This window comes from Pseudomonas sp. S44, assembly GCF_016624805.1.
In the GTDB taxonomy this organism is placed as follows: Bacteria; Pseudomonadota; Gammaproteobacteria; order Pseudomonadales; family Pseudomonadaceae; genus Aquipseudomonas; species Aquipseudomonas machongensis.
In genome coordinates this window covers 47,507-71,620 of sequence record NZ_JACVTY010000002.1, presented here as the reverse complement: position 1 = coordinate 71,620, position 24,114 = coordinate 47,507, and the positions used below count along the sequence as shown (strand labels likewise).

Here is a 24,114-nt window from a genome sequence, read left to right as displayed (position 1 = left end):
GAATCCGACCATGACCACTCCCCACTACATCGACGGCCGCTGGGTCGAAGGCCAAGGCAACGACAGCATCAGCGTCTACGATCCCTCTCTGGGCGCACCTTTCGCCGAGCTGAGATCGGCCAGCAGCGCCCAGGTGGACGAGGCGGTGCAAGCCGCACGCCGTGCCCTGCCCGCCTGGAAGAGCCGCCCGGCCGCCGAGCGCGCTGCCCTGCTGCGCGGATTTGCCGAACAGCTTGGTGCCCGTCGCGAAGAACTGATCGCGCTGCAGATGCGCAACAATGGCAAGCCACGGCACGAGGCCGAGATCGATCTGGACGACGCGGTGGCAACCTTCGACTACTACGCCGAGCTCGCCGAACAACTGCCGCAGAAGAACCGCGACGTCCCCCTGGCCGCTCCAGGCTTTACCGCACGTACCCGCCTGGAAGCCGTCGGCGTGGTCGGCTTGATCGTGCCGTGGAACTTCCCGCTGGTGACCAGCGCCTGGAAGCTCGCCCCGGCCCTGGCCGCCGGCTGCACCGTGGTGCTCAAGCCTTCGGAGATCACCCCACTGATCGAACAGGCCTACGGCCAGATCGCCCAGCAGCTTGGGCTGCCGGCCGGGGTGCTGAACATCGTCAACGGCAAGGCCGAGACCGGCGCGGCGCTGAGTGGCCACAACGGCCTGGACAAGCTGTCGTTCACCGGCAGCAATGCCGTCGGCAGCCAGGTCATGCGCAGCGCCGCAGCCCAGTGCCGGCCAGTGACACTGGAGCTGGGCGGCAAGTCGGCGATCGTTGTGTTCGACGACTGCGACCCAGACCAGGCAGTGGAGTGGATTGTCGCCGGCATCACCTGGAACGCCGGGCAGATGTGCTCGGCCACCTCGCGCCTGCTGGTGCAGGACGGTATCGCCGACACGCTGCTACCACGGCTGCAGGCGGCGCTGGAGAAACTGCGCGTGGGCAACCCGCTGGTCGAGGAAGTAGAGATGGGACCGCTGACCAGCCAGGCGCAGTGGCTCAAGGTCGCCGGCTATTTCGCCACCGCGCGCGAGGAAGGGCTGAAGTGCCTGGCCGGAGGCAAGGCGTTGGACGCAGAGGGTTGGTTCGTCAGTCCGACACTGTACGTCGATGTGCCCGAGACCAGCCGCTTGTGGAGCGAAGAGATTTTCGGCCCGGTGCTGTGCGCACGCCGGTTCACCACCGAGGAACAAGCGATCGCCCAGGCCAACGACAGCCGCTTCGGCCTGGTAGCCACGGTCTGCTCGGCGGACCTCGAACGCGCCGAGCGCGTGGCCGATGCGCTGGAGGTCGGGCATGTATGGATCAATTCGGTGCAGGCGGTGTTCGTCGAAACTTCATGGGGGGGCACCAAGGGCAGCGGGATCGGGCGCGAGCTTGGGCCTTGGGGATTGTCGGGGTATCTGTCGGTGAAGCACGTGACGCGGTGCGTAGGCTGAGGTCTCGGTAATGCAGTTGGGGCTGCCTTGCAGCCCATCGCGGGACCAGCCCGCTCCCACACTGATCGGGGCATGCCCAGAGGGTGGACGGATGTCCCACTAAATCTGTGGGAGCGGGCTGGTCCCGCGATGGGCCGCAAAGCGGCCCCATTTGCGTCACACCGACTCGTCGGCCGCCCGCGTCCCTTCCTGCAGCAACACCATGCTCTGCGGCGACGACAGCGCGATGCCTTCATCGCGCAGGCGCCCGAGAATGGCGAACAGCAGGTCGCTGCGCGCGCCCGATACCTGACGCGGCCCGGCCACGTAGCCGCTGGCGCTGAGCACCATGCCGCTGGCGGTCAAATCCTTGAAGGTTACCGACGGCGCCGGGGCATCGAGGATCGCCTCGTGGTCGCGATAGGCCTGCAGCAGCAGCTCGCGCACGTGGTTGGCATCGGTCTCCAGTGGCAGGGTCAAGGTTACACCGACCACACCCAGGGCGTTGGCCATGGTCACGTTGCGCACGTTCTGCGAGATGAACTGCGAGTTGGGCACGATCACCGTCGAACGGTCTGACATCTGGATCTCGGTGGCGCGCACGTTGATGCGCCGGATGTCACCCTCCACCCCCGCCAGGCTGACCCAGTCGCCCACTTTAACCGGGCGCTCGGTGAGCAGGATCAGGCCGGAGATGAAGTTCTGCACGATCTGCTGCAAACCGAAACCGATACCCACCGACAGCGCACTGACCACCCAGGTCAGGCTGGTCAGGTTGATGTGCAGGGTCGACATCACCAGCATGGCCAGGAACAGGAAGCCCAGGTAGCCAACCAGCGTCACCAAAGAGGCACGCATGCCAGCGTCCATGTCGGTTTCCGGCAACAGACGCTCGCTCAGCCAGCGCTTGACCACACGGATGGCGAACAGCCCGCCGAAGAAGATCGCCAGCGCCAGGAAGATATCCTGGGGCACGATATTCAGATTGCCGAGGATCTTGCCGCCGCTGCCATCCCAGTCGGCCAGGCTCAGCAGCAGCTCGCCGGGGCTGGTGCCCGAGGGCATGAAGGCCAGCAACGCAGCGATGAACAGCAATACGGTCCGACCGATACCGGCCAGCACCGTGCTGGCCTGGGCCTGGTGGCGCTGCTGCAGGCCTAGCGCCGAGGCCAGCGCCAGCCCACCGGGCTGACGCGGCGACAGCAAGGTTTCGCAGAGGTCGCCGAACACGGTCACCAGCAGGTAGGCGCACACCGCCACGACGCTGATCCACAGCAACTTGGCGGTCAGGAAGTAGGCCAGGGTGAGGTAGCCGGTGAGCAGCGCCAGCAGGATCGCGATGACCCACACCACCACCACGAAGGGGATCAGACCCGCCAGGCCCGCCGGACGCTCCAGCCCGTGCTGGCGGCGAGTGCGGCGATAGCGCACCAGCACAGCGACGAACAGCAGCGATACCACCAGCGCGGTCAGGCCGTTGGTGGCCAGGGTCAGCGCCAGGCTGGTGCCGATGACGCTGTTGATGCGCTCCTGGGTCAGCAGCAGCACCAAGGCCAGGGCCAGGGCCTGCGGGAACCAGCCCAGGGCGCTGGCCACTTCGTCGGGAATCGGCGGCAGGCGCCAGGATGGGCGCTGCAGCATCAGCATGGCGCGGCCCAGGCCAGAAATGAAGGCGCTGAACACCACCAGGGTAAGGACGTGGTTGGTCAGGCTGGCCAGATCCGCGCCCAGCTCGGCACTGCTTTCCAGGCCCCAGCGCAGCAGCGACACGGACCCCGCGATCGTCGCCAGGGTGGCCAGCGCCACACTCAAGGCCAGGGCGCTGCGGCGCAAGCGGCCTTCGGGCAGCCAGCGGATCATCGCGTCGGCCAGCAGGCGCTCGAGCACCTTGCGCACCAAGGTCCAGACCAGCACAGCAGCGACCAGCGCGGTGATGAACAACCAGCGGTGCTCGGCGCTGAGGGCACTGGCCACAGCATCTGCCGCCTCGCCGCGCAGGTCGCGCAGGCGCGCCACGTCTTCATCGGTAGGACGGATCAGGCTCGACCAGAACGCCGGGCTCAGCGGGCTGGCGGCGCGGCTGGTGATCTGCGAGTTGAACAGGCTGCGGCGCAGGTTGACGATCTGGGTAGACAGGTCACGCGCCGACTGGGTGAGCTGGGTAGCCTCGGTCTGCTCGGCCACCAGGGCCTTTTTCTGCTTGTCCAACTGCTGGCGCTGGCGCGTCAGGCTCTCGGCCTCCTCGGGCTGCACCGGCCCCAGCACATTGAGCTGATCATCCAGCCGGGCGACATCCGCCGTACGCTGCGTGGCCAGGGCATCGGCCTGGCGCTGAACCTGCAACGCCGACTGACGCAGTTGCGAGAGCAGATCGTCATTGGCATTGCTGGTCACGCCCTGGCGGATCTGGTCGAGCCGGTCGCTCAACTGATCCAGGCTGGCATCTTCGTCCAGCACCTGCTGTTCGGCAGCGGCCAGGCTCGATACCGGCGTGGCCGGTGCGGACCAGGCAGGCGTCGCCACCCACAGCAACAATGCCAAAATTCCTACGTAAAAACGCTCAAGGCTTATACGCCTCATCGAAATCCCCTCTATACAGCTCGACAGGCGGAGGATTCTACGCTGCCGCGGCGATCAGGTGATGACCGTTTCTCGCGCCAGCAACTGACGCTTGCGTTCCACGCCCCAGCGATAGCCACTGATATCGCCGTCACGCCGTACCACTCGGTGGCAGGGAATTGCCACGGCAATGCGGTTGGCTGCGCAGGCCAGGGCTACGGCACGCACCGCCTTGGGTGCGCCGATACGCTCGGCGATATCGCTGTAGCTGACCCGGCCGCCCGCCGGTACCTCGCGCAGCGCCTGCCAGACACGCTCCTGGAACGCGGTGCCCTGTACATCGAGGGGCAGTTGCAGCCCCAGCGACGGCTGCTCGACAAAACCCACCACCTCGGCAACCAGGCGCTCGAAAGCAGGATCACCACCGATGAAATGGGCCTTGGGGAACTGGTCCTGCAACTGTTCGAGCAGCGTTTGCGGGTCATCGCCGAGCAGGATCGCGCAGATGCCGCGCTCGCTTTGCGCCACCAGGATCGCCCCGAGAAAGCACTGGCCAAGGGCAAAACGAATGGTCGCGCCCACGCCGCCGGCCCGGTACTCACGCGGCTGCATGCCCAGGCGCTGGCCCGCGCTGGCATAGAAGCGACTGTTGGAGTTGTAGCCTGCGTCGTAGATCGCGTCGGTGACGCTGCCGGCCTGCTCCAGCCCTTCACGCAAGCGTCGGGCACGAAAGGCCGAGGCATAGGCCTTGGGTGTGAGGCCGGTTTCGGCCTTGAACAAGCGGTGCAGGTGGAAGGGGCTGACTCCCAGTTCGGCACCCAACTGCTCGAGTTGAGGCGCGCTGTCGTGGGATTCGATCAGCCGGCAGGCACGCGCAACCAGCGCGGTACGCTTGGCGCCAGGGTCGGCGAGGGTTGCCGTGCAGCGTTTGCACGGGCGGTAGCCGGCGGCTTCGGCAGCGACGGCATCATCGAAGAACTCGACGTTTTCGCGCTTGGCCATGCGCGACTTGCAGCCTGGCTGGCAATAAATGCCCGTGGTGCGCACGGCATAGACGAAGTGACCGGCAGCTTCTGGATCGCGGGCCTGGACGGCCTGCCAGCGGGCTGCATCGGTGTTGTACGGGGTGGCTGGCATGGGCGGGGCCTCTGGGGTGATTGGTTGTCAGCGTGGCAGGTTCTGTTGGACTGGGCTCTCCGGTTCTTGCGGGGGTTATTTTGTGCCGGCCTTTTAGCGGGCAAGCCCGCTCCTACAAGAGCCAGCACACCCTTGCCCGCGAAAAGGCCCCGCCTCAAGCCCGCCACAGATACCAGGCCGCCACCGTCCGATAAGGGCTCCAGACCCCGCCCAGCGAGCGCATCTGCGCAGGCGTCGGTGCCTTCTCCAAACCCTTCAGGCGACGGTATCCCTCGCGCACCCCGAAGTCATCCACCGGCAGGATGTCCGACCGCTCGAGGCTATAGATCAGCAACATCTCCACCGTCCAGCGCCCCACGCCACGCAAGGCCACCAGGCGCTCGATCAGCGCCTCGTCCTTCATCGCCAGCGCCTCCTCGCGCCCGGGCACTGCCCCTTCGAGGCGGGCCTGGGCGATGTGCAGGATGCTCGCCAGCTTGCTCGCCGAGAAGCCACAACCGCGCAACACCTCGGGGTCAGTGGCGAGCAACTGCTCGGGCGCAGGAAACGCCACCTGCGGATACAACGCCAGCAAGCGCCCGAGTATCGCCTCGGCCGCCCGCGCATGCAGTTGCTGGTACGCCACCGCCCGCACCAGCGCCTCGAACGGCTCACGCCCAGGCGTAGCGCGGTGCCGGCACGGCCCGACCGCGGCGATATGCCGGGCCCAGTCCGGGTCCAGCCCGCTGAGGAAGTCGATCGCCTGCTGATAGGCGTGCGGCGAGAGATCGGCATGGATCATGGCACGTTACCCGTGGAATGAGCTGAAAGCCCCATGTTAGACCAACCGTTCATCGCAAGATCGCCGAATCTTGCGCGACAAATTCCTGGTATGCCATTGCTCCGACAGCATTGCCCCGCATAGAATTGAGAACTATTCACAGTCACCTCCTCACTTCTTCGCAACCAGGGCCGCAGCCACGATGCAGATGAACGACATGCTCAAGCCTGCCGAAGTCGATCTGCTCTACCAGGCTCACCACGCGTGGCTGCGCGGCTGGTTGCGGGCACGGGTCGGCTGCCGGGAACATGCCGCGGACCTCGCCCAGGACACCTTCGTACGCCTGCTGCGCGCGCGTCAGGTTTCGCCGCTGAAAGAGCCGCGCGCCTACCTCAGCAGCGTCGCCCGCGGGCTGATGATCGATCAGTTCCGGCGCCGTGCACTGGAACGCGCCTATCAGGAAAGCCTGGCCTGCCTGCCCGAAGGCGAAGCGCCCAGCGAGGAGCATCGCCTGGTGATCCTCGACACCCTCGAACGCCTCGACCGCGCCCTGCAACTGCTCAAGCCGCGGGTGCGCCAGGCATTCTTGCTGGCCCAGCTCGATGGCCTGAGCATCCCGCAGATCGCCGCACACCTGGAAGTGTCCCGGGCCACGGTCGAGCGCGACCTGGCCCGGGCGCTGGGCACCTGCTACCGGTTGCGCTATGCCGACGCCTGAGCGCATCCCTGCCCAGGCCCAGGTCGATGAGGCGATCGACTGGCTGGTGAAACTGCGCTTCGACGATCCATCGGCACACCATCAGCAGCAATTCCAGCACTGGCTGCACAGCCATCCGCACAACGCCCTGGCCTGGCAGCGGGTCAACAGCCTGGGCAACGAACTGGCCGGCCTGCCTCCTGACCTGAGCCGGCGCACCCTCGAGGGCAGCCAGCGCCAACGTATGAGCCGGCGCAACAACCTCAAGCTGTTGGTCGCATTCGCCGTTGCCGGCGGGGCTCTCTGGACTGCGCGCGAGCCCCTGGGCCTGCCAGCGCTGATGGCCGACAGCCGCACCGCGACCGGCGAGCGCCGCGACTTGCAAGGCAGCGACGGCAGCCGGATCCAGCTCAACACCGCCAGCGCCATCGACCTGCGCTACAGTGCCGACCAGCGCCTGCTGACACTGATTCGCGGCGAAGTCAGCCTGGACAGCAATGCCAGCGACAACCGCACCTTTCACATCGACACGGCCATCGCCGACATGGACACCCGCAACGGCCAGTTGCTGCTGCGCGAGAACGACGACGGCCTGCTGCTGGCGGTTCGCCGTGGCGAGGTACTGCTGTTCCCCTCCTCCGCTCGCCCACGGTGGGTGAAGACCGGCGAGGTGCTGCAGGTGAGTGCCTCGGGGCAAACCGAGGTGGCGGCCCTGCATGGCGACCCGTGGGGCTGGACCGATGGCGTGCTCAGCGTGCAGCAGATGCCGTTGGGCGAGTTCGTGGCCGAACTTTCGCGGTATCGGCCGGGGCTGCTCAGGTGCGCACCGGAAGTCGCCGGGCTGAAGGTTTCCGGGACTTATCACCTGGCAGACACCGATCAGATCCTGCTGTTGATCGCACGAAGCTTGCCGGTACGCATCGACTACCGCACGCGCTACTGGGTGAGCATCGACCTGGCCTGATCCCCGGGCGTTTGGCCAGTCACCCTGTGTCATGAAAATAAATGAGGTGGAATCTCATTCTCGTTCGGCCTGAAGGAACAAAGCCCGAAAAGTGGTCTACCCAACCTTCAGGAGCGTTTCATGATTCGCCCGTGTTCCCCCCGCAACGACAGCCTGCGCAGCGCCATCCACGCCGCTGCCTTCGGTCTGGGCTTGGTCACTGCTGCACTCTCCGCCCAAGCCCTCGCCGCCCCGGCCAGCCAGAACCAGCAGATCGCCTGGAACATCCCGGCAGGCCCGTTGGCCCCAGCGCTGGACCAGATGGCCCGCCAGGGCGGCCTGAACCTGTCGTTCGACGCGAACAGCCTCCAGGGCAAGACTACCCGTGGCGTGCAGGGCAGCTACGACAGCGCCCAGGCCCTGTCGATCCTGCTGCAGGGCAGCAACGTGCAAGTCCAGCAACAGAGCGACAAGAGCTTCATGCTGATCCCGGCGCTGGACGTCGGTGATGCACTCGAGCTTGGCGCCACCAGCATCTCCAGCGATCGCCTGGGCGAGACCACCGAGAACACCGGCTCCTACACCACCGGCGCGGTGACCATCGGCAAGACTCCGCAAAGCATCCGTCGCACCCCGCAGTCGGTGACCGTGGTCACCCGCCAGCGCATCGACGACCAGAACATCACCAACCTCACCAACCTGCTCGAACAGACGCCCGGGGTAGTGGTCAACCTGACCGACAGCGAGCGCGTGCAGTATTACTCGCGCGGCTACTCGATCGACGCCATCCAGTACGACGGCGCCACCGTGGTGCAGAGCAGCGGCGGTGGCTCGTTCATCCAGAGCGACTCGGCAATCATCGACCGCGCCGAGATCCTGCGTGGGGCCACCGGCATGCTGCGCGGGGCGGGCAACCCTTCGGGCACGGTGAACCTGGTGCGCAAGCGCCCGACCTACCAATACCAGGGCAGCGGCAGCATTACCCTGGGCACCTGGAACGCCCAGCGCTATGTCGCCGATATCTCCGGGCCATTGACCGAAACCGGCAACGTGCGTGGGCGGATCATCGCCGTGCACGACGACAAGGACCACTTCCAGGAGTCGCGCCAGGAACGCAAGGACGTGCTGTACGGCGTACTGGCCTTCGACCTGAACGACAGCACCACCCTGACCACCGGCCTTGAATGGACCAAGCTCGACGCCACCGGCGCATGGGGCAACCTGCCCGCCAACTACGACGGCTCGCCGCTGCCGTTTGGCCGCAGCACCTACCTGGGTGCCGACTGGAACCGCTGGAACCGCAGCAACCTGCAGACCTTCGCCGAGCTCGAACATCGTTTCGACAACGACTGGAAGCTCAAGCTGATGGCCCAGCGCACCCACTTCGAATTGGCCGACGATGGTTTCAAGCAGACCTACTTCACCCGCGCCACCGGCGCCGCCAACCCCACCAACAATCCGTACCTGATGAGCTACCAGGTCACCGAAGGTGATGGCGGCGAGAGCCTGCAAAACAACCTGAGCGCGACCCTCAATGGCCCGTTCGACCTGCTGGGTCGTACCCACGAGCTGATGCTGGGCGTCGAGCGTATCCGCAACGATTCCTACGCCTCGGCCACCAACTACGTTCAGTCGGGGGTGTTCGACATCCGCAACTGGGACCCCAAGACCAGCCTGGCCAACCCGTCTATCGACATCCTCGCCCACCCGGTGCGCACCCGTACCACCCAGGAAGGTGCCTACGCCACCTGGCGCATTTCCCTGGCCGACCCGCTCACCGCGATCATCGGCGCACGCACCAACTGGTACGACTACGAGCAGGAAAACAACACCCGCTCCAACGGCAAGTTCAGCGTCGACAACGAAGTGGTGCCCTACGCGGCGCTGATCTATGACCTCAACGACAACTTCAGCACCTACGCCAGCTATACCGAGATCTTCAACCCGCAGACCGCCACCGACGCCACTGGCTCGGTGCTCGCGCCGGTCACCGGCGAGGCCTACGAGACTGGCATCAAGGGCGAGTTCTATGACGGGCGGCTGAACACCTCGCTGGCGTTCTTCCGCATCTATCAGGTCGGCAACCCGCTGGACGACATCAGCGGGCCAAATCCCTGCCCACCGAACTACACCAGTGGCTACTGCAAGGTTGCGGCTGGCAAGAACCGCAGCCAGGGCTTCGAACTGGAGATTTCCGGCGAAGTGCTGCCGGGCTGGAACGTGACCGGTGGCTACACCTACAACACCACCGAGTACCTGAAGGACACCACCAGCAACACCGGCAATGCGATTCGCACCACCGACCCCAAGCGCATGCTGCGGCTGTTCACCAGCTACCGCCTGCCGGGTGAACTGGACGCCTGGACCATTGGCGGTGGCGTGCAGGCCCAGAGCGACATCTACAACCGCAGCGGCACTGCGGTCGCCACGCAGTCGGGGTATGCGGTGTACAACGCGATGGTCAACTACCGCTTCAACGACCACTATTCGTTGCAGGTCAACGCCAACAACATCTTCGACAAGCAGTACTACCGCCAGGTGGCACCGACACCGACCGGCTACTACTGGGGCGATCCGCGCAATGTGTCGGTGACCTTGCGCGGCAGCTTCTGACCTTCCCGGACTGAATGGGTCTGTTCGCAAGCCAGTCGCAGCGGCGGTTCGGCGCCCCACAGGCCCTCTCCCACGGAGATACCGCTGCTGTCCACAGCGTCTGTGGGAGCGGCGGTTCGGCGTCCTGACTTGCCCGCGAAGAACCCTCACTGGCCCGGGCTGACTTCCACGCAAACCCGCCCGGCCCGCCGCCACGCCTGCCGTGCAAAGCACACGAACAACCCTGCCATCACCGCCAGCGCCATGGGCAACCCATGCGGCGCGACGTCCATTGCCGCACCGCTGACCAGCGGCCCGACCAGGCTACCTACACCCCACAACAAGCCGACACTCGCATTGGCCGTCACCAGGTCCTTGCCCTTGAAGCGCTGCCCGATCAGCACCAGCGCTAAGGTATAGATCCCCCCGGCCACCGCCCCCAGCACCACCAGCAACGGCCACAGCAGCCAGGTCATCTGCAGCAGCCACGGCAGTGCAATACCGATCGCCATCGCCACCAGCCCACACACCAGGTGCAGCCCGGTGCGCTCTACCCGGTCCGCCAGCCAACCCAGCGGCAGCTGGAACAGCATGTCGCCAGCGAACACCACTGTCACCATCAGCGCGGCCACGCCTATTGCAAAGCCATGGCTGGTGGCATACACCGGCAACAACGACAGCACCACGGCGTCGAAGAACGAGAAGAACAGCACCGCCACGCACAGGGCCGGGGCAACACGGAAGAAGCCGCCCAGGGTGAAGCTCTTGTCGTCTTCCTCGCCATGCTCGACATGATCGTTCGGCACCGTGAACAGGATGCATAGCAACGCCAAGCCATAGCAGGCGGTGACCACCCCCGTCACCCAGGGGCTGTTGGCACCGACCAGCGCCAGCATCGCCGGGCCCAGTACCTGGAAGCCTGTGAAACTGGTGGCGTACAGGGCCATGATCTTGCCGCGGTTGTGCTCCGGGCACAGTTCGTTGACCCACGACTCGCCCAGGATGATCGCGATGCCCATGCCGACCCCTAGCGCCAGGCGCAGCAGCGCCAGCAGCCAGATCGACGCGAACGACCACTCCAGCAGGCCGATGCTCAGGGCACAGAGACTGAAGCACAACAGGTAGATGGTGCGCCGGGTGAGGAGCCGGCAGCAGGCGTCGACCATGAACGCCGAAAGCATCATGCCCGCAGCGGGAATGGCCGAGACGATGCCGATTTCCAGGGTGCCAGCCCCCGCCTCGTGCAGACGCAACGACACCAGCGGCAGGCTGGCCCCCAGGCTGAAGCCCACCACCGACACGGCGAACAGAAGGCCCGCCAGCAAACGCATGTTCATGTACCACTCCAGACAACTGAAAAAGACGTGCAAACGCAGGCGCCCACGGCCACGCCGAGGCGGCGCAGCAGACAGGGGCGCAGATCAGTTCAGTGCGTGGTGTGTGGCGAGAAGGTGAAGGCGAACAGGACGCTGCGCCGGCGCTTGAGCACCGTGTCGCTCGGCCACGCGCGACGCGCTGTCGGGGGGACAGGCAGGCATGTGTGGCTGAGGGAGGGTGAGCGGCGCATTGCTTGAATCGCAGGGAAAAATGAAGGAGGCGGCACTCTAGGCCAGGGCTGATCGTTCAGTCAACTGGGCGGCCCCTTTCGCGGACGAACCCGCGAAAGGGGCGCAACACGCGCCCTGGTGTCTCAACGCTTGCCGGTGGAAGGCAGGAACACCGCCAGCAAGCCGAACAACGGCAGGAACGAGCACAGCCCATATACGTACTCGATCCCGCGCAGGTCCGCCAGATAGCCCAGCAGCGCCGCGCCGATGCCACCGAAGCCGAACATCAGCCCGAAGAAAATGCCCGCGATCATGCCGACGTTCCCCGGCACCAGCTCCTGGGCATATACCACGATCGCCGAGAACGCCGAGGCGAGGATGAAGCCGATCACCAGGCTCAGCACCGTGGTCCAGAACAGATCGGCGTAGGGCAGCGCCAGGGTGAACGGTGCCACGCCCAGGATCGAGAACCAGATCACCGCCTTGCGCCCGATGCGGTCACCGATCGGCCCACCGAAGAAGGTGCCCGCCGCCACCGCACCGAGGAACAGGAACAGGTGCAGTTGCGAGCTGGCCACCGACAGGTCGAACTTCTCGATCAGGTAGAACGTGAAGTAGCTGGTGAAGCTGGCCATGTAGAAGTACTTGGAGAACACCAGCAGCCCCAGCACGATCAGCGCGGCGAGCACACGCTGGCGCGACAGGCCATGGGTGGCGGCACCGGCCTTGCGCGCCTTGAACTGGTTGAGGTGATCCTTGTACCAGCGGCGCAGCAGCAAGGTCACTCCAAAGAAGAACAACGCCGCCAGGCCGAACCAGGCGACGTGGGTCTGACCGAACGGGATGACGATCGCCGCCGCCAGCAGCGGGCCGAAGGCCGAGCCGGCGTTGCCCCCCACCTGGAAGGTCGACTGCGCCAGGCCGAAGCGTCCGCCGGAGGCCAGGCGGGCGATGCGCGAGGTTTCCGGGTGGAAGGTCGAAGAGCCGATCCCCACCAGCGCCGAGGCCAGCAGGATCATCGGGAAGCTGCCGACGAACGCCAGCATGACGATACCCACCAAGGTACACAGCGTGCCCAGCGGCAGCAGGTTCGGCGTCGGCCGCTTGTCGGTATAGAAACCGACCCATGGCTGCAGCAGCGAGGCGGTGACCTGGAAAGTCAGGGTGATCAGGCCGATCTGGGCGAAGCTCAGGTCGTAGTTGACCTTGAGCATCGGATAGATCGCCGGCAACACCGACTGGATCAGGTCGTTGATCAGGTGTGCAAGTGCGCAGAAGGTGATGATCCGCATCACCAGCGGGCTGCTGCCGGAAGTCGGCGTTGCGCTGCTGGTCGCGGGGCTGGACGAGGTACTGCTGATGGCCATGGGCTCGACATCCGTGCTCAGGTTGGGATCCGATTATTAGAAACATCTCGATACGAAGCCACCCTTAATTTGTTTTTTCTGTGCTGGATGTTGGCTTTGGTCCAGGGTGCTCGCCGAAAGTTTTTTAGTGCCTGTGAGATCGAGCGCCGCCCGCGCGGCGCTTCGCGGGCAAGCCCGCTCCTACATTTGTTTCGGGCCAATGAGTCCTGTGGCATTTTCGCGCGACCCCCTTTGGCGCAGGCGCGGTACCGAGTCGTACACACCAGGCGGTCGCGCGCCTGTGGCACAGGCATAAGTGGCCCGAAACAAATGTAGGAGCGGGTTTACCCGCGAAGCGCCGCGCGGGCGGCGCTCGATCTCACAGGCGCTGAAAAGCTTCAGGCAAGCACCTCTCAGCCCCCACGCAATCAGATGCGAACACCTTGAAAGACATGCCTGTAAAAGCGCAAAGACGCTTAAACCACAACACCACCCATCGCTCACACACTTGCAAATGGTTCTCACTATATTTAGCATCCTCAACCAATTCCCCCGTAGATACAGGGCCAAACCGCCCTTTTCGCGAGCAGACCGATCCCATGAACCCGATGCCCGCCGTGCAGTTCGATCACGATCCCCAACGCGAAGCACTGGAATGGTTCGCCCGCCTGCGCCAGCCGGGCGGTGATGAGCGGCAGCGCAAGGCCTTCGCCCTGTGGTGCCAGGATCCGGACAATGCCCGCGCTTTTGCGGCGCTGGAAAGCCGCTGGCAACAATTGCAGAGCCCGCCTGCGCGGCTGCGGCCACGGGAGGTGGCGGTACGTCGCAGTCACTGGGGCAAGGCGCTGGGGGCGTTGTTCCTTTTGCTGCTGGCCGCGCTCGTCTATCTCTACTGGCCATTGATGCAGCGCCTGGGCAGCGAATTGCACACCGCTGCGGGCGAGCGCCGTAGCCTGCGCCTGGCGGACGGTTCGACCCTGCATCTGGACAGCGCCAGCGCCATGAACGTCGACCTGCGCAGCCGCACCCGCCAACTGCAGTTGGTGCAGGGCCAGGTGTACCTTGAAGTGATGCTTGATGGGCGCGCGCTGGAAGTGCACGTGGACGATGCACGGATCCAGGTGTTCGGCACCCGCCTGATGATCGCTCGCCACAGCGACTACGACGAACTGGTGGTGCTCAGCGGCAAGGCCATGGTCAGCCAGGGCGGCGACCAGCGCATGGTGTCGGCGGGCGAGCGGATCAGGTTCAACCCGGTGCGTATCGACGCGGTGGAAAAGGCCGACCTCAAGACTGCCGATGCCTGGCGTAGCGGTCAGCTGGCCGCCCGGGACATGCCCTTGCAGCAGGTGCTGGAACGGCTTGCCAGCTACCAAGGGCAGCGGGTGTGGCTGATGGGCGAGCAAACCGCTTATCGGCGCATCAGCGGTGATTTCAACCTCGACCGCGCAGGCGAAACCCTCGACAGCCTCGCCGCCGCCCAACAACTGCGGGTCAACAACCTGCTCGGGCAGTGGCTGATCGTCCGCTGAAGCGGGCCTTCCGGCTAAGTTTTTGAAAGCGTGCAGATTTTTTTTGAAATGAGTGTTGACAGAGGGTCATCACAAGAGAATAATGCGCGCCATTGGCTACATAGCTCAGTTGGTTAGAGCATAGCATTCATAATGCTGGGGTCCGGGGTTCAAGTCCCTGTGTAGCCACCAAATACGAAAAGGGCTTACCGCAAGGTAAGCCCTTTTTCTTTGCCCTCGAGAATCCCCTTCAGCGTATTCCCGCCATGGCGACGGCCACCCCCAGGCCAATCAATGCCACTCCGATCACCCGATCCACCACGACCTGTCGTTCGATCATCGCCTTGCGCAGCCCGGCGCTGGAGAAAAACACCGCCACTAGGCTGAACCACGCCCAATGGGCCAACGACATGAAGGCACCATAGGCCAGATTTATCGCCAGTCCGCTGCCCGGCTTTACCACCTGCGTGTAGGCGCTGATCACGAACAGCATGGTCTTGGGGTTCAGTGCGTTGGTGAGAAACCCCGTGCGCAGGGCCGCGAATGTGCCCGCCGCACTGACCGGCTCCTGGCTGTCGAGACGGATGCGTTGGGTATTGGTCAGCGACCGGTATCCCAGATAGACCAGATACCCCGCCCCCAGCGTTTTCATCAGCACGAACAGCGTCGGGCTGCGGCTGATGAGCACAGCGATGCCGAACAATGTGTACAGCACGTGCACCTGAACCCCCAGGGCGATCCCCAAAGCTGCCGCCAGCCCAGCTCGACGCCCTTGTGCATAACTGCTGCGGGTGACCATGGCGAAGTCCGCGCCGGGGCTGATGACAGCCAGGAGGGTGAACAGGGCAATGGCGATCAGTTCGGTCATGCGAGAAGCCTCGATAGGTGACGTCAGAACACAGGAATCACGATTATCGAAGGCGCTGATGCGGGAAAAAATCGATTTTGCCGCTACTCTATCTGCTAGTTTTCATCACCTATCTTTTGTCGCGCATGGCGTCTTCCCACTACTGCAGCCCAGAACAGACAGCGAACGCCCCATGAAACTCCCCCACCTCACCGCCCTGCGCTACTTCGACAGCGCTGCGCGCAGCGAAAGCTTCGTGCGCGCCGCCGAGCAACTGCACGTCACCCATGGCGCGGTCAGCCGCCAGGTCCGTCTGCTCGAAGAGGGCCTGGGGATCGAACTGTTCGAGCGCCGCAACCGCGCAGTCTTCCTCACCGCGGCCGGGCGAACCCTCTTCGACACCACCCAAACGATTTTCGAACAGCTCGCCAGCACGGTGCAGCGCCTGCAGGAACACGCACAGGACAACGTCCTGGTGCTGTCGTGCGAGCCCACCCTCGCCATGCGCTGGCTGATCCCGCGCCTGCCGGACTTCCATGCCCACCAGCCGGACCTGCAACTGCACCTGGTGGCCGCGGGCGGCCCGGTCGACTTCACCCGCGGCGGTATCGACCTGGCGTTGCGCCGAGACGACTTCCGCTGGGATCGCCAACTGCACAGCCTGATGATCTGCGAGGAATGGATCGGCCCTGTCGCCCGCGCGGGCGCGCCCGCCACGCTCGACGGCCAGCGCCTGCTGCACAGCCACACCCGCACCACAGCGTGGAACACCTGGCTGAGCCTGAGCGGCCACAGCGCCACCGGCACAGAACGCAGCGACTACGAGCATTTCTATCTGTCGATCCAGGCCGCCAGTGCCGGGCTGGGCATGGCCATCGCCTCGGCGCTGATGGTTGGCGATGAACTACGCAGCGGCCAGTTGCAGGCGCCCTACGGGTTTCTGCGCGACGGCTCGGCCTATCATCTGCTCAGCCCCCAGCCCCTGGACGATGACAGCAAGCGCCAGCGCTTCGCCGAATGGGTCTTGCACCAGTGCCAGGGCAGCCTCGATCACCTGGGCCTGGCACAGAACGACGACCCCGCACTGCCGTCGCCACCCCAGGTGCGATAGCCCGCGGTATCGAGATGGATCCGGCCTGACGGATAGCGCCCCAGCCCCATGTTCCAAGCCTGTCCCTGCTGCTGCCAAAAGGTGCACAGCGGATTGGGATCGGCCCAGTCGGGCAGCAACAGGTCGACAGCGAAGGCGCGGGTATGGGCGCTGCCCACTGCGCCCCCGGCACAGGCGTTGAGCTTGGGCTCGCGGTAGGCGGACACCACCTCGAACTGGCGCAGGATGCCCTGCTGCTCGAGGGTGCGGATCAGTGCCAGGGTCGAGCGCACGGTCGGCCATTGCGCGCTCGGCGCCACGGCGAACGGCGAGGCGCGGCACAGACGCCAGTCCGATGCCGAACGCAGCAACTGATGGATCGGCACCACCCCGTACAGCCGCGCATCCACCAGCATCTGGCGAAACGCGCGGGTCTCGTGGTCCCCCGCCCAATTCGCGAACATCCGCACATCACGCTCATCGGCGCAGACCCCTGTCATCGCCAGAAGCGACGTCGCCAACAGCCATGTTCCGACGCTTTTCATCCCCCACCTCTTCATCCAGTATGAGCAGCCCGCCGACCCTGGCGGCCACTGACAAGGAGTTAAGCATGCAAAAGATGGCTGTATCGGGCCTGGCCGCCCTCGCCTTCAGCGGCCTGGCACTGGCGGATGCACAGATCGACCTGGGCGATGCGCAACGGGTCACCCGCTTGTTCGCCTTCCCCAACAACTGCCACGTGATCTGCTTTCGCGACTGGACGCTGGAGCAGACCGTCGAGCACTACCTGACCCAGAGCGTACGCCGCGACGGCTATGCCGACGCCCAGGTGCAGGTGCGTCGCGACAACGACAGGCTGCATGCCCATATCAGCGCCGTTCCAGCCAGCTATGCCGAGCCGTTGCGCAAGCTACTCGACAGCGGCGAACTGGCCTACCAGGGCGCTACCCGTCTGAACAACGATGGCAAGTGGGCCTACGACTGGTACCTGTTCCTGCCACTGGGCATGGCCCTGGAAAATCGCCGCAGCATCGAGCTGCTGCACTTCCCGCCGGATTATTCGCTGACCCAGGCCCAGGACTACCTGCGCTCCAACACCACCGATCGCTGGGCGCAGTTGCTGACCTTCAACGGTGTCGAGGCCAGCCAGACCCCGGCCTACCAGACCATCGTCGACATCGCCCCGATCGCTGCGCCCGCCAGCGCCGGCAAGGACCTGGAAGGCACCTACAGCTACTTCGCCGACTATCAGACGCGCATGGTCAAGGAGATGACCCTGCGCCACGACGCCAAGCCCCTGCCGATGGTGGCTTTCGGCGCACCGGTGCGCAGCTGGATCCAGCAGCAGTACGGGCCGAAGGTCAATGTGCTGGGGCTGGTCAGCATCAGCCCGGAAGCGGGCACCCAAGTGCCGGTGCTGGGCTCCAACCACCCGAGCGCGATCTGGTATGCGGCCGACAAGAACAACACCGGCGGGGATCAGGACAAGGCGGACGCCGCAGGCCTGAAGATGATGGGCCAGGACCTGACCGCCGCCTGCTGGCAGGCCGGCATGGGCCGCAACCCGCAGGCGGACGCCAAGCTGACACTGGAGGCCTGCTCGGCCAAGTGGCAGGTGACCCAGAAAAAACAGACCTGCGAACTGTTCTACCGCACCATCCGCGACATGACCCCGGAGCAGGCGGCGGCCAAGTGCAACACCGGCACCGTGACCCGCAGCCTGAGGGATCTGCGCAAACCCGTGGAGATCACAGCGCCGCAGGGCTGACAGGGGCCATCTAGACTCTAAAGGCCCCGATCAGCCGCTTCAGCTCCACTACCTGGCTCGACAGCGCGCGGCTGGCGTCCTCCGTCTGGCAGGCGCCCTGCGTGGTGTCCTGCGCTGCGCGGTTGATCGCCACGATGTTCTGGTCGATGTCATGGGCCACGGCCGTCTGCTGCTCGACGGCCGCGGCGATCTGCTGGTTCTGCTCGACGATACCGCCCACCGCGCCCAGGATATTGGCCAGCGCCTGCTGCACCTGCCGCGCTTCATCCACGGTACCCGCCGCCATCTGGTGGCTGCTGCCCATGGCTCGCACGGCAGCACCAACCCCTTCCTGCAGGCGCTGGATCATCTGCGCGATCTCCTCGGTGGAGTCCTGGGTGCGGCGTGCAAGGGTACGTACTTCATCGGCAACCACGGCAAAGCCCCTACCCTGCTCGCCCGCACGCGCCGCCTCGATGGCTGCGTTCAGTGCCAGCAGGTTGGTCTGCTCGGCAATACTGCGGATCACTTCCAGCACCCGGCCGATGGCCTGGCTGTCGCCGACCAGCTGGTTGACCGCAACCACCGTCTGGTCGATCTCGCCGGCCAGGCGAGCAATGCTGTCCTGCTGGTGCGCCACCAGGCTGCGCCCGTTGGCACTCTCGCGGTTGACCTGCTGCGCGCCATCGGCGGCCAGCGCCGCGCTGCGGGCCACCTCTAGGGCGGTGGCGCTCATCTGGTTCATCGCCGTGGCCACCTGCTCGATCTGTTCGCGCTGGCCACTCACGGCCTGGTTGCTGCGTGTCGACACCGAAAGCACCTGCCCGGCCTGCTCCTCGACGGTCGCCACGGTACGCCCCACCTGCTCGATCAGCACGCGGATGCGCCGCACGGTCTCGTTGAAACCCTGGCCCAACTCGCCCAGCTCATCCTGGCTGCGCACCTCGAAGCTGACCGTCATGTCGCCACCGGCCACCTTGTCCATGGCCGCACCGAGATTGCCAAGGGTACGCCGGGTCGACACATAGAAGCCGCTGTAGAGGTAGAGGATCGACAAGAACACGATGGCCAGCGCCGCGACCAGCGCCAGCATGTGCAGGCGGTGCTCGCCCAGGCGTGCCTGCAACTGCTGCTGCAGGTGGGCGATCACTGCATCGTTGAGGCGGTAGGTTTCGCCCATCAGGGCACTGACCTGCTCGTAGAAGGCAGGCCAGGGCGCATCGAGGGTCTCGGCCACCACGACCTGGTCCTCGAACAGCGCCGCAGCCCGGCGCACCGTCGCCTGGCTGGCCTGGGCCTGCGCACCGAGGCTGGCCTTGGCCTGGGCATCGGCAGCCAACGCATCCTCCACACGCAGGGCGTAGTCGGCCGACAGACGCTCCAAGCGTTGCAGCAAGTCTTCGAACCGCGCACTCCCCGCCGAATCGATGAAACCGCGCCCCAGGGCAACAGCGCCGATGGCCCGTCCTTCGCCGAGCATCTGGGTGACCTGGGCGGTGCTGGCACCGATCAGGTCGCTCAACTGGCGTACCGACGCCTGATTGTCCTGGCTCAAGCCCGCCTGGCTGGCCACCAGCTTGCCCAGCACCTGAGCCTGGGCCAGCAGCTTGTCGAACAGCGCGGTCTTGTTTTGCAGGGAGGTTTCGGCGCGAGCCTTGGCGAAGGCGTCGGCCAGCTCGACGCGCTTGGCTTCGAGTTGCGGATCCTGGCTCGCCAGGGCCTGGAGCTGGGCCTGGACCTTGTCCTCGAGGGCATCGATACGCGCTTCGACATCCCCGGCCTGGCCCGACTGGCCGAGCACGGCGTTGATCTGCAGAAGATTGCCCAGGCTTTCGAGGTCGCCACGCAGGGCCAGGCTGCCAGCCACAGGGCCAAGGCCGCTCAGCTCGACGCCTGTGACATGGAACTGGCGATAGGCATCGCGAACCAGATAGAAGCTGGTGACCAGCATGGGCAGGAAGAACAGGACGCTGATCAGGCTGAACTTCATGCCGAAGCTCAGCCGGTTCATCAACGCGATGGCCGGATGGAGCAGGCGCTTCATGGGTCACCTCCTTGGATTTTTATTGTTCTGCGGGGTAGCACAAGGCCATAACTGGCCGAGGCTCTGTATAGCGCAGAATCAATCCAAGGTTTGTAACTTAAGGTTAAGCGGCTTCGGCGTTCAGTTCACAGCAGCACCGTCCACAGCGCAAACACCGCGTACCACAGCACCGCGCTGCGCAGCAGCAGTTCCCACAGGCTGTCCAGGCGCGCCAGCGCACTCTGCGCCTCTTCTTCCTCGGGAATGTCATCGGCCACCCGTCCGACACGGGCGATCAACTGCCCCGCGCTGATGTGCCAGTTGAGCACCTCGTGCAGCATCACCCGGGCCACCGAAACGAAGTTGCCGACCAGCGCGAAGCTCAATGCCAACACCCGCACCGGCAACCAGTCCATGGCATGGCGCAGCTGCGCCGCGCGCTCCTTGAGCGCTGGTTGATGGCTGTTTGCTGCACTCAGCGCCAGCAAGCGATACCCCAGTGCTGCGGCCGGGCCGAGCAGGAAATACCAGAAGATCACGGCAAAGAAGCTCTGGTACGCCTGCCACACCAGGTTGCCCTGCACCCGCGCCAGCAGGTCACGCGGATCGTCTGCAGCCAGGCCCAGATCGCGCTCGGCCACATGCAGCGCCGCCTGTTCATCACCCCGACGCCAGGCGTCGCGGAACGGGCCGAGCGCCGCCTTGGCATCTCCGCGCCCAAGGCTGTAGATCAGCACCAGCAGGTGCACTGGCAGCGCCAGCAAGCCGTAGGCCACCGGCTGCAACACATGCAGCAGCAACGCCAGCACCAGCACCGGTGCCAGCACCAGGATCGCCAGGCTCCACCAGGGGTGCACCTTGCCGCTGCGCTCCAGACGCACCAGCTCACCGAGGAAGAACCCGTCACGCTGCAAGCGATGGCGCAGGGACGAGAACTGCTCGACCCACAACACCAGTACCAACACCAGGAAACTCATGCCTTGTCCTCGTTCAGCGCGGCGCGGTAGCGGGGCCAGTCGAAAGCTGGCCCGGGATCGGTCTTGCGTCCCGGCGCGATATCGTCGTGACCCTTGATGCGTTCGGGGCCGATCGCAGGCCAGAGGCTGCGGATCTGCCGCGTCAGCTGTTGCAGGGCCGTGTACTGGGCATCGGTGTAGGGCATATCGTCGGTGCCTTCGAGCTCGATGCCGATAGAAAAATCGTTGCATCCCTCACGCCCGTCGAAGCACGACACCCCGGCATGCCAGGCGCGGTCGAGCAACGACACGAACTGGGTGACCGCACCATCGCGCTCGACGAACAGGTGCGCCGACACGGTCAGGTGCTGGATGCTTTCGAAGTAGGGATGCTCTGCCGGGTCAAGCCGGTTCTGGAAGAACTGCTGAACCTTGCCCGTACCGAAACAGGCTGGCGGCAGGCTGATGTTGTGGATCACCAGCAGGGAAATCGCCTCGCCTTCGGGGCGGGCGTTGAAGTTCGGCGAGGGGCAGTGGGTGACACCGGAGAACCAGCCAGTGGCGCGGTCCAATTGCATGGGCAGATCCTGAAAAACGCCGGATACGAGGCTTCAGTATGCCCCGCCGACAGCGCGCTTGCATGTAAATGATTGTGGGTACCTCAACGTGCCTGGGCAATGCGCAGGCTGTCGAGCACCGCATCGAGGGCGCGCTCGAACAGCAGCCCGTCGTCCAGCACCCGTGCCTCGCCACGATGCAGGGCAAGGGCCAGGCCAATGCTGTTCCACTCGCGCACCTTCATGCCGGTGCGGTTGGCGAAGACCAGCCGATCACTGCTGTCGATACGCGCCACCAGCTTGCAGCGCAGCGGCTCGTCATCGTCGCTGAGCTCGATCCAGGTGCCCAGGCGCAGGCGCTGAACCTGGCGCAATTGCGGGCTGTGCTCGTCCAGGACCGGCGCCCGGCCACCTGCCGACTCCTCGGCGACGGCCAGGACGATATCCGTCTCCACCCGCACATCGTCAGCCTCGTCCTGCCATTGGCCGGGCTCGGCACAGGCGCGCAAGTGCAGACGCTCCAGTTGCAGGAAGAATTCGCGCAGCGCAGCCGAATCCAGTGCCACACCCGCCAGCCCATCACGCAAAGCCTTGAGCAGCCCCGGCACCTGTTCGAGCAGGGCCTGGCGCGCTTGCGGCCCCGGGTGCGGGGCGATGCTGTCCAGCAGCGCGTCCATGGTCGCCAGGCCATCGATCCAGGCCGCGGACGCCTCGCCCTGCTTGAGCCAGGCGAGCAGCAGCACCTGGCTCCAGGAGTCCACCAGCATCTGCACCACCACCCGCGGCAATACGCGCCCGCGCAGGCGTTGGTTGAGCGCGTGCTGGACCTGCTGACGTGCCTGCAGCGTCCGCGCCCGCCCCTCTTCGGCATCGCGGGTGCGCTGCTCCAGCAGCTCGTTGCGCCGACGCTCTTCGGTGCTGAAGAGCAGGAACTCCTCGAGCACCTCGGCGAACAGCCGAGCATCGTCGGTGAAATCGCTGAGCAGCCGCAGGACGATACGCTCAACCCGCGCCTGCAACCCTTCACCCGCTCCTTCCCAACCGATGGCCATGGCAGCGATCTCGTTGAGCAGGCGGCGCGCTGGATGACTGGCACGGCTGAACAGGCTCTTGTCGAGCAAGGCGACCTTGAGCAGTGGGATGTGCAAGCGTCCAAGCAGGGCGCGCAGGGGCGGGGGCAGGTTATCGTCGTGCTGGATGTGGTCGAACAGCAGGTCGACCAGGTTGATCATGTCTTCGTCGGCAGTGGCCAGGCGGCGGCGCGTGCCACTGCGAACGCTGACCCGCAGCAACAGTTGTTCGAGCTGCTGGCCGAGGTCGAAATCGTCGGCCTCGAACGGCCCGGGCACGTAATGCTGCAGGTGAGTGAGCAAGCGCAACAGGTCGGCGCTACCGATCGGCTGCGCCGCCGAGACACTCTGCAAGCGCGGCGCCAGCCTGCCGCGTACCGGTGCCAGCAAGCCTTCCAGAGAGGCGAAATACGCCTGGCCAGCGCTGTCCGCACCAATGTCTTCACCCGCGATCAACGAGGCAGGGGTGCGTCGTGCGGCCAGACCACGATCCTCGGCACGCCGACGCGGAGCGGGGGCAAGTTCGCCCAGCACGCCCGCCGCGGCCAGCAACTGGTTGGCCTCGCCATAGAGCAGGTCGACGTCGCGCAGCACATAACGCTCGAACAGCTTGAGCAGGACCAGCTTGACCTTGAGGTCTACCCCCAGGCTGCGTCCGGCGTCCAGAAAGTAGCCACACAGGCACGCAGGCCCCAGCGGATTGCACCGCACATCCAGGGGGATTTCGAGCAGGGCGGAAAAGCGCTGGCCGAGTTGCTCGAGGGCAAAGACGTCGCGCGCCAGCACGCGCTCGACCATGGCACCGACCGCCAGGGTTCGCTCGCGCTGGGCCTTGCCGACGGGCAGGTCGATAGAGCCCAGCGACCCTAGCGGGTCGGCCTGGCCGATGCGGCTGAAGGTTTCATGAAAGATATCGAGAAAGGCACGTTCAATGCTCTTGCGCTTGAGACGCAAGTCGCGCATGGCTTCGAAATAGAGATGTTGCTGATCGCCCGCACAAGCCTTGTCGGCCATTTCGAAGAGCGTGTCGTCTGCGTTGTCGAACAGGGCACGCAGCCCTTGGCGCAAGTGCAGTGCCGCTTTGTCACGTACTTGCAGGAGCACGACGGGAAGGCAAGGCAAGGGCGTGCGCACCCCTCTGTCGATGGCGGCCACCAAGGGCCCCATCTTGCCTTCTTCATGCATCCCGAACTCCTTGCAGGGTATTGGTCGACTGGCGAGGAAACATCGTCAAAGCTATGACGCCAAATACAAGGCGCCATTATCAGTGAAAAAGATGACAGCTGCCAACACGCCATTTACAAGACGCGAC

18 protein-coding genes and 1 tRNA gene are annotated in these 24,114 nt (G+C 65.2%); 8 read left to right on the top strand and 11 right to left on the bottom strand.

What is annotated here, in order from left to right:
• The first annotated feature begins 10 nt into the window (after window positions 1-10).
• On the top strand, window positions 11-1,441 hold the full coding sequence (locus IAE40_RS03430) for an aldehyde dehydrogenase family protein (protein ID WP_200602672.1): 1,431 nt from the start codon (window positions 11-13) through the stop codon (window positions 1,439-1,441).
• A 156-nt stretch (window positions 1,442-1,597) separates the two neighbouring features.
• Here IAE40_RS03430 and IAE40_RS03425 read toward each other — a convergent pair whose 3' ends face one another.
• The 3 genes from IAE40_RS03425 to IAE40_RS03415 form a co-directional block, all read right to left on the bottom strand.
• Window positions 1,598-4,000 carry a DUF3772 domain-containing protein gene (locus tag IAE40_RS03425; protein WP_200602671.1) on the bottom strand — a complete coding sequence of 801 codons (2,403 nt, stop codon included), beginning with the start codon at window positions 3,998-4,000 and terminating at the stop codon, window positions 1,598-1,600.
• Between the two features lie 54 nt (window positions 4,001-4,054).
• A complete protein-coding gene (ada, locus tag IAE40_RS03420; protein ID WP_153772598.1) occupies window positions 4,055-5,116 on the bottom strand; it encodes a bifunctional DNA-binding transcriptional regulator/O6-methylguanine-DNA methyltransferase Ada in 1,062 nt (353 codons plus the stop codon).
• Between the two features lie 154 nt (window positions 5,117-5,270).
• A complete protein-coding gene (locus IAE40_RS03415; protein ID WP_200602670.1) occupies window positions 5,271-5,897 on the bottom strand; it encodes a DNA-3-methyladenine glycosylase family protein in 627 nt (208 codons plus the stop codon).
• Window positions 5,898-6,078: 181 nt separating this feature from the next.
• Here IAE40_RS03415 and IAE40_RS03410 point away from each other — a divergent pair, with 181 nt between their 5' ends.
• The 3 genes from IAE40_RS03410 to IAE40_RS03400 all read left to right on the top strand — a co-directional run bounded on the left by IAE40_RS03410 (window position 6,079) and on the right by IAE40_RS03400 (window position 10,129).
• Window positions 6,079-6,594, top strand: a complete 516-nt coding sequence (locus tag IAE40_RS03410; protein WP_063542868.1) for a sigma-70 family RNA polymerase sigma factor — start codon at window positions 6,079-6,081, stop codon at window positions 6,592-6,594.
• Window positions 6,581-7,537, top strand: coding sequence for a FecR domain-containing protein (locus IAE40_RS03405; protein ID WP_153772599.1), 957 nt, complete (start codon window positions 6,581-6,583; stop codon window positions 7,535-7,537). The genes IAE40_RS03410 and IAE40_RS03405 overlap by 14 nt, the downstream gene beginning before the upstream one ends.
• Window positions 7,538-7,657: 120 nt before the next feature.
• The gene (locus IAE40_RS03400; RefSeq protein WP_151926520.1) at window positions 7,658-10,129 is read left to right on the top strand and encodes a TonB-dependent siderophore receptor; all 2,472 of its coding nucleotides are present in this window, start codon (window positions 7,658-7,660) and stop codon (window positions 10,127-10,129) included.
• 146 nt (window positions 10,130-10,275) lie between these two features.
• On the opposite strand, the gene IAE40_RS03395 is transcribed toward IAE40_RS03400, so the two are convergent.
• Both IAE40_RS03395 and IAE40_RS03390 read right to left on the bottom strand, forming a co-directional pair.
• Window positions 10,276-11,445, bottom strand: coding sequence for an MFS transporter (locus IAE40_RS03395; RefSeq protein ID WP_153772601.1), 1,170 nt, complete (start codon window positions 11,443-11,445; stop codon window positions 10,276-10,278).
• A 353-nt stretch (window positions 11,446-11,798) separates the two neighbouring features.
• Window positions 11,799-13,022, bottom strand: a complete 1,224-nt coding sequence (locus tag IAE40_RS03390) for an MFS transporter (protein ID WP_200602669.1) — start codon at window positions 13,020-13,022, stop codon at window positions 11,799-11,801.
• Window positions 13,023-13,600: 578 nt separating this feature from the next.
• On the opposite strand from IAE40_RS03390, the gene IAE40_RS03385 reads away from it, so the two are divergent.
• Both IAE40_RS03385 and IAE40_RS03380 read left to right on the top strand, forming a co-directional pair.
• Window positions 13,601-14,533, top strand: a complete 933-nt coding sequence (locus IAE40_RS03385; protein WP_200602668.1) for a FecR family protein — start codon at window positions 13,601-13,603, stop codon at window positions 14,531-14,533.
• A 94-nt stretch (window positions 14,534-14,627) separates the two neighbouring features.
• Window positions 14,628-14,704 (top strand) — tRNA-Met (locus IAE40_RS03380).
• A gap of 58 nt (window positions 14,705-14,762) precedes the next feature.
• Here IAE40_RS03380 and IAE40_RS03375 read toward each other — a convergent pair.
• A complete protein-coding gene (locus IAE40_RS03375) occupies window positions 14,763-15,380 on the bottom strand; it encodes a LysE family translocator (RefSeq protein ID WP_153772603.1) in 618 nt (205 codons plus the stop codon).
• A gap of 172 nt (window positions 15,381-15,552) precedes the next feature.
• On the opposite strand from IAE40_RS03375, the gene IAE40_RS03370 reads away from it, so the two are divergent.
• Complete coding sequence (locus tag IAE40_RS03370) at window positions 15,553-16,470, top strand: LysR substrate-binding domain-containing protein (RefSeq protein WP_153772604.1); 918 nt, start codon at window positions 15,553-15,555, stop codon at window positions 16,468-16,470.
• Here the strand turns inward: IAE40_RS03370 and IAE40_RS03365 are convergent.
• The gene (locus IAE40_RS03365; protein ID WP_200602667.1) at window positions 16,410-16,994 is read right to left on the bottom strand and encodes a D-Ala-D-Ala carboxypeptidase family metallohydrolase; all 585 of its coding nucleotides are present in this window, start codon (window positions 16,992-16,994) and stop codon (window positions 16,410-16,412) included. The genes IAE40_RS03370 and IAE40_RS03365 overlap by 61 nt on opposite strands.
• Window positions 16,995-17,059: 65 nt before the next feature.
• On the opposite strand from IAE40_RS03365, the gene IAE40_RS03360 reads away from it, so the two are divergent.
• Window positions 17,060-18,217, top strand: a complete 1,158-nt coding sequence (locus tag IAE40_RS03360) for a hypothetical protein (RefSeq protein ID WP_153772605.1) — start codon at window positions 17,060-17,062, stop codon at window positions 18,215-18,217.
• A gap of 10 nt (window positions 18,218-18,227) precedes the next feature.
• On the opposite strand, the gene IAE40_RS03355 is transcribed toward IAE40_RS03360, so the two are convergent.
• The 4 genes from IAE40_RS03355 to IAE40_RS03340 all read right to left on the bottom strand — a co-directional run bounded on the left by IAE40_RS03355 (window position 18,228) and on the right by IAE40_RS03340 (window position 23,987).
• Window positions 18,228-20,240 (bottom strand): methyl-accepting chemotaxis protein, encoded by a 2,013-nt coding sequence (locus IAE40_RS03355; RefSeq protein WP_200602666.1) that lies wholly within the window; start codon window positions 20,238-20,240, stop codon window positions 18,228-18,230.
• Between the two features lie 125 nt (window positions 20,241-20,365).
• Complete coding sequence (gene ampE, locus IAE40_RS03350; RefSeq protein ID WP_112897311.1) at window positions 20,366-21,196, bottom strand: regulatory signaling modulator protein AmpE; 831 nt, start codon at window positions 21,194-21,196, stop codon at window positions 20,366-20,368.
• Window positions 21,193-21,753, bottom strand: a complete 561-nt coding sequence (gene ampD, locus IAE40_RS03345; protein ID WP_054895216.1) for a 1,6-anhydro-N-acetylmuramyl-L-alanine amidase AmpD — start codon at window positions 21,751-21,753, stop codon at window positions 21,193-21,195. The genes ampE and ampD overlap by 4 nt, the downstream gene beginning before the upstream one ends.
• 83 nt (window positions 21,754-21,836) lie before the next feature.
• A complete protein-coding gene (locus IAE40_RS03340) occupies window positions 21,837-23,987 on the bottom strand; it encodes a DUF1631 domain-containing protein (protein WP_200602665.1) in 2,151 nt (716 codons plus the stop codon).
• Window positions 23,988-24,114 lie beyond the last annotated feature (127 nt).